Below are 4,787 nucleotides of genomic sequence, written 5' to 3' on the forward strand. Positions count from 1 at the left end.
CGGGTCTGACGGCGCTTAGTGCTGAATTCACTATCGGCGAAGGTGAGTTGATGGCTCATGATGTCCCTCTGGGATGCGCTCCGGATGAATATGATGATCTCATATCAGGAACTTGTTCGCACCTTCCTTAGATAAAGCCCTTTTGAGCACAGGTGATTTAGCAAAAGATGAGTTCTAGCAACGACACCTATTTCGGAGGCTGTAATGCGTCTCGCACACACAGTGATTTCGTTAATGCTCATTGCGCCGTTGAGTTGGGCCGGAAATATGACATTCCAGTTCCGCAACCCTAATTTTGGCGGCAACCCGAATAACGGAGCCTTTATGCTTAACCAGGCGCAGGCTCAAAATTCCTATAAAGACCCCAGCTATGACGATGATTTCGGTATCGAGACCCCGTCAGCTCTGGATAATTTTACTCAGGCCATCCAGTCGCAAATATTAGGTGGCTTATTAACCAACATTAATACCGGAAAACCCGGCCGGATGGTCACTAATGACTTTATCGTCGATATTGCCAATAAAGACGGGCAGCTTCAGTTAAATGTGACAGACCGAAAAACCGGTAAGACGTCGACAATCCAGGTTTCCGGTTTGCAGACCAGTTCAACTGATTTCTAAACAACCCCGAAATAAGGACAATTATCATGCAGCGCTTTTTTATTTTAGTTGCAGTGTGCTTATTAAGCGGTTGTTTAACTGCCCCGCCAAAAGAAGCCGCTAAACCCACCCTAATGCCCCGTGCCCAGAGCTATCGGGATCTGACGCATCTGCCCGGCCCTACCGGGAAGATATTCGTCTCGGTCTATAACATTCAGGATGAGACGGGCCAGTTCAAACCGTATCCGGCCAGTAACTTCTCCACGGCCGTACCGCAGAGCGCCACCGCGATGCTGGTTACCGCCCTGAAAGATTCGCGCTGGTTTATCCCGCTGGAACGCCAGGGGCTGCAAAACCTGCTTAACGAACGAAAAATCATTCGTGCTGCACAGGAGAATGGTACCGTTGGCGTCAATAACCGCATGCCGCTACAGTCTCTCACCGCAGCCAATATCATGGTGGAAGGCTCGATTATCGGCTACGAAAGTAACGTGAAATCGGGCGGCGCGGGTGCCCGTTACTTTGGTATCGGGGCCGACACGCAGTATCAGTTGGATCAGATTGCCGTCAACCTGCGCGTGGTTAACGTGAGCACGGGTGAAATTTTATCCTCCGTGACCACCAGCAAAACGATTCTCTCATATGAAGTGCAGGCGGGGGTATTCCGCTTTATCGACTACCAGCGTTTGCTGGAGGCTGAAATTGGCTATACCTCTAACGAGCCGGTTATGCTGTGTCTGATGTCGGCCATCGAAACCGGGGTGATTTTCCTGATTAATGACGGCATCGATCGCGGCTTGTGGGATCTTCAGAATAAAAGTGACGTGAGTAATGCGGTGCTGGTGAAATACCGTGAGATGTCGGTTCCGCCGGAGTCATGATTGGCGGCGTATAAAAAGGCGAGATTTTCGTCTCGCCTTTTTTTATTTACCTACCACAGGAACGTTCTGGCTCTTCTCGCGTCGGGCTGCAAGCCAGAGACCGCTGTTCTTCATAGCGTAGCCAAACAGTAATCCCAGCATGAGCGAAGGGACCACCAGCTTCCAGTCCCCCTGGCCTGCAAAGGTCGCGCAGGCACCCATGAACGTGCCGGGCACAAAGGACAACAGCAGATGTTTTGCCTGAACGCACATCAGGAAAGCCACAATACCGGTCATGACGTACCCCAGGATTTCCACATGCGGCGCCAGCGCGCTGCCCTTCATAATGATCAGCGCCCAGACCACGCCACTCAGTAACGTGCTGCCTGAAATAAAGAGCCCTTTAAAACCACCCTGCGGACAGGCGAAATAGGCCGTGCAGCCAAGAAAACCGGCCCAGCTCAACAAACCGAGAGATACCGCCACCCAACCCCAGAGGCCGGAGAGGATGCCAGTCGTGATTGCAATACAAAGTAATATGTTCATGGTGCGCATCTTAGCAGATGCGCACCCTAGAAATGAGATCAGAAGCACGTTACGTGCAAGTTGAAATGTATCGTTGCAGAATTTTTGTGATTTAAATCACTCTTCACTCTCTTCTTCCAGCTCATCCCACATGGCAGCGATAGCGTCACGCGTCAGCGGAGCCAGCGTTCTCCAGAACGGGGAGGTGGCGTGGGCTTCAACTTTACCCAGGAAGGTTCCGACCCACGGCAGCAGATACGTTTCGAACAGGGTTTCAATCGCCTCATTCTCATCATCACCTGCTTTATCTTCAATCCATGAGGCCGCCAGCAACAGGGTACCGATATGATCGGCAGGCATATCCGTCAGCGGCATGCCGCGTTCTGAAAGAAACGCCCGAACTTCCGCTTCGGTCGCACCTTCCTGCCAGGCAGAACGATACGGCGACACGCGACACTCTTCCCCCACGAACAGCGCGTTGTAATCCGTTGAAATCTGCTGCATATCGCAACTTTTTTGCAAGCGTTCCAGCAACTCATCCTGTTCCAGCGGCCAGCTCTGCGCCAGTTTACCTTCACGAATCAGGGTAAACAGCGGAACCAGCAGCGGATCCTGCGGCTGGCGGTAATATAAGGTGCCCAGCACGCGGCAAAGGATGGAAAACTCATTCATGTTTTTATTCCGTTATTAATTAAAGATCGGCAAATTCGTCAATCGGCGCCATGCCGCGCGACTCAAGGAAGTCGAGCATACGACGCGGCGTGACGTTCAGGATCTGTTCTTCCGGGAAATTCACGTCCCGCAATATTTTCAGGCACTCGCTGAAATCACCCAGCGTGAAGGCCGTGTGTGAATCAGAGCCCAGCGCCACCATTCCGCCCGCGTCACGCACGGCCGCCGCAACGTCGCGACAGTTGGCCTCACTGCCCTTACGCGAATGCACGAACGAGGAGTTGTTGATCTCCAGCGCCACGCGGTGCTTCGCTGCGGCCAGTGCCACGGCCTGAATATCGATCGGGTATTTCGGATTTCCCGGGTGGCTGATAATGTGCACATTGCCGCTGGCAATGGTGGCAATCATCGCCGCGGTGTTGGTCTCTTTATCCTGGGGCGCAAAGACCGGCTCGTGGAAGCCGGCGAGGATCAGATCTAACGAGGTCAGCATCGGGCCGGTGCAGTCAATTTCACCGTCGGTATTTTTGATGTTCGCTTCGATGCCTCGCAGTATCCCGATACCGTCAACCAGACGTGGCCAGATACGCATATTCACAAAATGCCAGTAGTGCGGCGCATCCGCCATATCCGGACCGTGATCGGTTATCGCAAACAGTTTGATGCCTTTCAGCTTCGCCTGAGCGATATAATCATGGAGGTTACTGTAAGCGTGGGTACTGGCGACGGTGTGCATATGCAGGTCAACGGGATACATCTTTCTCTCCTCTGCGGTTTTTCCAAAGGATAGCAGTTATCAGCGGCGAATATTAGCAAAAACCCGGCGAACGCCGGGTTTCTCTCAGTAGCCTCGCTGTCTGTCTACCTGTCCGGTCACCGCATTGCCCTTCTCTATTTCGCTGATGGTATGCGAGATATACGCCACGGCCTCCGCCGGTCGCGTCACGGCCGCAATATGGGGCGTCATCGCCACGCGTGGATGTGCCCAAAGCGGGCTGTCTGTCGGCAGCGGTTCGCGGCTATACACATCCAGCATTGCGCCTTTCAGTTTACCGCTATCCAGCGCTTTCAGCAGATCGTCTTCCACAACGTGTACCCCGCGCGCCAGGTTCATTAAGTAGCTATCTTCTGCCAACTGGTTGAGGAGCGTGCCATTGATAATGCCGACCGTTTCCGCCGTATTCGGCAGCAGGTTAATGAGAACGCGTGTCCCTTTCAGGAACGCCGGGAGTTCGTCCAATCCGGCAAAGCTCTCGACGCCCGGATAATCCTTACGGCTCCGGCTCCAGCAGCGCAGTGGGAAGCCCCACGGAGCGAGCGCTTCGGCGACTTTCGAACCCAGCACACCCGCCCCGAGGATGCCGATGGTGAAATCTTCACGCTGATAATCCGGGAGCGGTTCCCAGTGGGAGTGCTGTTTAAACGCCTGATAATCGTCGAAGCGGCGGAACCAGTGCAGCACCTGGCTTACGGCGTATTCCTGCATCTGCTCCCCCATACCGGTATCTTCCAGACGAAACAGGGGAATATCTTCCGGCAGCATTTCAGGGTGAGCCTTCAGCTTACTGAGAATGGAATCCACCCCCGCACCAAGAGCAAACACCGCCTTCAAACGGCGTCCCTGTAGCATTTCGACCGGGGGATGCCAGACCAGCGCGTAGTCGGCATGTTCATTATCGCCCTGTTTCCATTCGCGAACGCGTGCGCCAGGCAGTGCCGCCGTGAGCGCCTTAATCCAGTAAGCCGTATCAAAAGTGGGGTGATAGAAGATAATATCCATAGTCATTGCCTTTTAGTGCGCTGTTTTATTTTCATTTTCAACTGGCTTGTCAGCATAACAAATTTATCGCTAAACCGCGTTGCTGATAAAAGAGGCGCTTTTCGCACATTTCGAAATCAGGTTGCCTGAAGTTTGTCTAAACACGCTAAATTACTGAAAAAGTGGGTTGACGGCAGTACGGCTTTTCCTTACATTAGCGCCCGTCCCGACAACAACGGGATGACAATATGGTGAGGTGTCCGAGTGGCTGAAGGAGCACGCCTGGAAAGTGTGTATACGGCAACGTATCGGGGGTTCGAATCCCCCCCTCACCGCCATATTTGAAGAAGAGCTCGCATGAAAATGCGGGC

General features: G+C 53.3%; 6 protein-coding genes and 1 tRNA gene. 3 read left to right on the plus strand and 4 right to left on the minus strand.

Features of this window, described 5'->3' with window-relative positions; translation table 11 throughout:
• The first annotated feature begins 204 nt into the window (after positions 1-204).
• A complete protein-coding gene (gene csgF, locus C3451_RS18060; protein ID WP_003858054.1) occupies positions 205-621 on the plus strand; it encodes a curli production assembly/transport protein CsgF in 417 nt (138 codons plus the stop codon).
• A 26-nt stretch (positions 622-647) separates the two neighbouring features.
• The gene (gene csgG, locus C3451_RS18065; RefSeq protein WP_023299773.1) at positions 648-1,481 is read left to right on the plus strand and encodes a curli production assembly/transport protein CsgG; all 834 of its coding nucleotides are present in this window, start codon (positions 648-650) and stop codon (positions 1,479-1,481) included.
• A gap of 42 nt (positions 1,482-1,523) precedes the next feature.
• Here csgG and C3451_RS18070 read toward each other — a convergent pair whose 3' ends face one another.
• The 4 genes from C3451_RS18070 to ghrA form a co-directional block, all read right to left on the minus strand.
• Positions 1,524-2,006: a DUF1097 domain-containing protein gene (locus tag C3451_RS18070; RefSeq protein WP_072200882.1), complete on the minus strand. Its 483-nt coding sequence runs from the start codon at positions 2,004-2,006 to the stop codon at positions 1,524-1,526.
• 96 nt (positions 2,007-2,102) lie between these two features.
• A complete protein-coding gene (locus C3451_RS18075; protein WP_022647698.1) occupies positions 2,103-2,657 on the minus strand; it encodes a molecular chaperone in 555 nt (184 codons plus the stop codon).
• A gap of 19 nt (positions 2,658-2,676) precedes the next feature.
• Entirely contained in the window at positions 2,677-3,414 is a 738-nt protein-coding gene (locus tag C3451_RS18080) for a phosphatase (RefSeq protein ID WP_045622599.1), read from the minus strand.
• Positions 3,415-3,498: 84 nt separating this feature from the next.
• A complete protein-coding gene (gene ghrA, locus C3451_RS18085) occupies positions 3,499-4,437 on the minus strand; it encodes a glyoxylate/hydroxypyruvate reductase GhrA (protein WP_023305846.1) in 939 nt (312 codons plus the stop codon).
• Positions 4,438-4,666: 229 nt separating this feature from the next.
• Between ghrA and C3451_RS18090 the strand changes: the two genes are divergently transcribed.
• Positions 4,667-4,754, plus strand: a tRNA-Ser gene (locus tag C3451_RS18090).
• The last annotated feature ends 33 nt before the right edge of the window (positions 4,755-4,787 follow it).

Source organism: Enterobacter sp. 301B (assembly GCF_003850715.1).
GTDB classification, from domain to species: Bacteria; Pseudomonadota; Gammaproteobacteria; order Enterobacterales; family Enterobacteriaceae; genus Enterobacter; species Enterobacter intestinihominis.

Excerpts from the sequence above, each read along its gene's own strand:
- csgF (WP_003858054.1), top strand. The coding sequence starts at position 205 with ATGCGTCTCGCACACACAGTGATTTCGTTAATGCTCATTGCGCCGTTG.
- csgG (WP_023299773.1), top strand. The coding sequence starts at position 648 with ATGCAGCGCTTTTTTATTTTAGTTGCAGTGTGCTTATTAAGCGGTTGT.
- C3451_RS18070 (WP_072200882.1), bottom strand. The coding sequence starts at position 2,006 with ATGAACATATTACTTTGTATTGCAATCACGACTGGCATCCTCTCCGGC.
- C3451_RS18075 (WP_022647698.1), bottom strand. The coding sequence starts at position 2,657 with ATGAATGAGTTTTCCATCCTTTGCCGCGTGCTGGGCACCTTATATTAC.
- C3451_RS18080 (WP_045622599.1), bottom strand. The coding sequence starts at position 3,414 with ATGTATCCCGTTGACCTGCATATGCACACCGTCGCCAGTACCCACGCT.
- ghrA (WP_023305846.1), bottom strand. The coding sequence starts at position 4,437 with ATGGATATTATCTTCTATCACCCCACTTTTGATACGGCTTACTGGATT.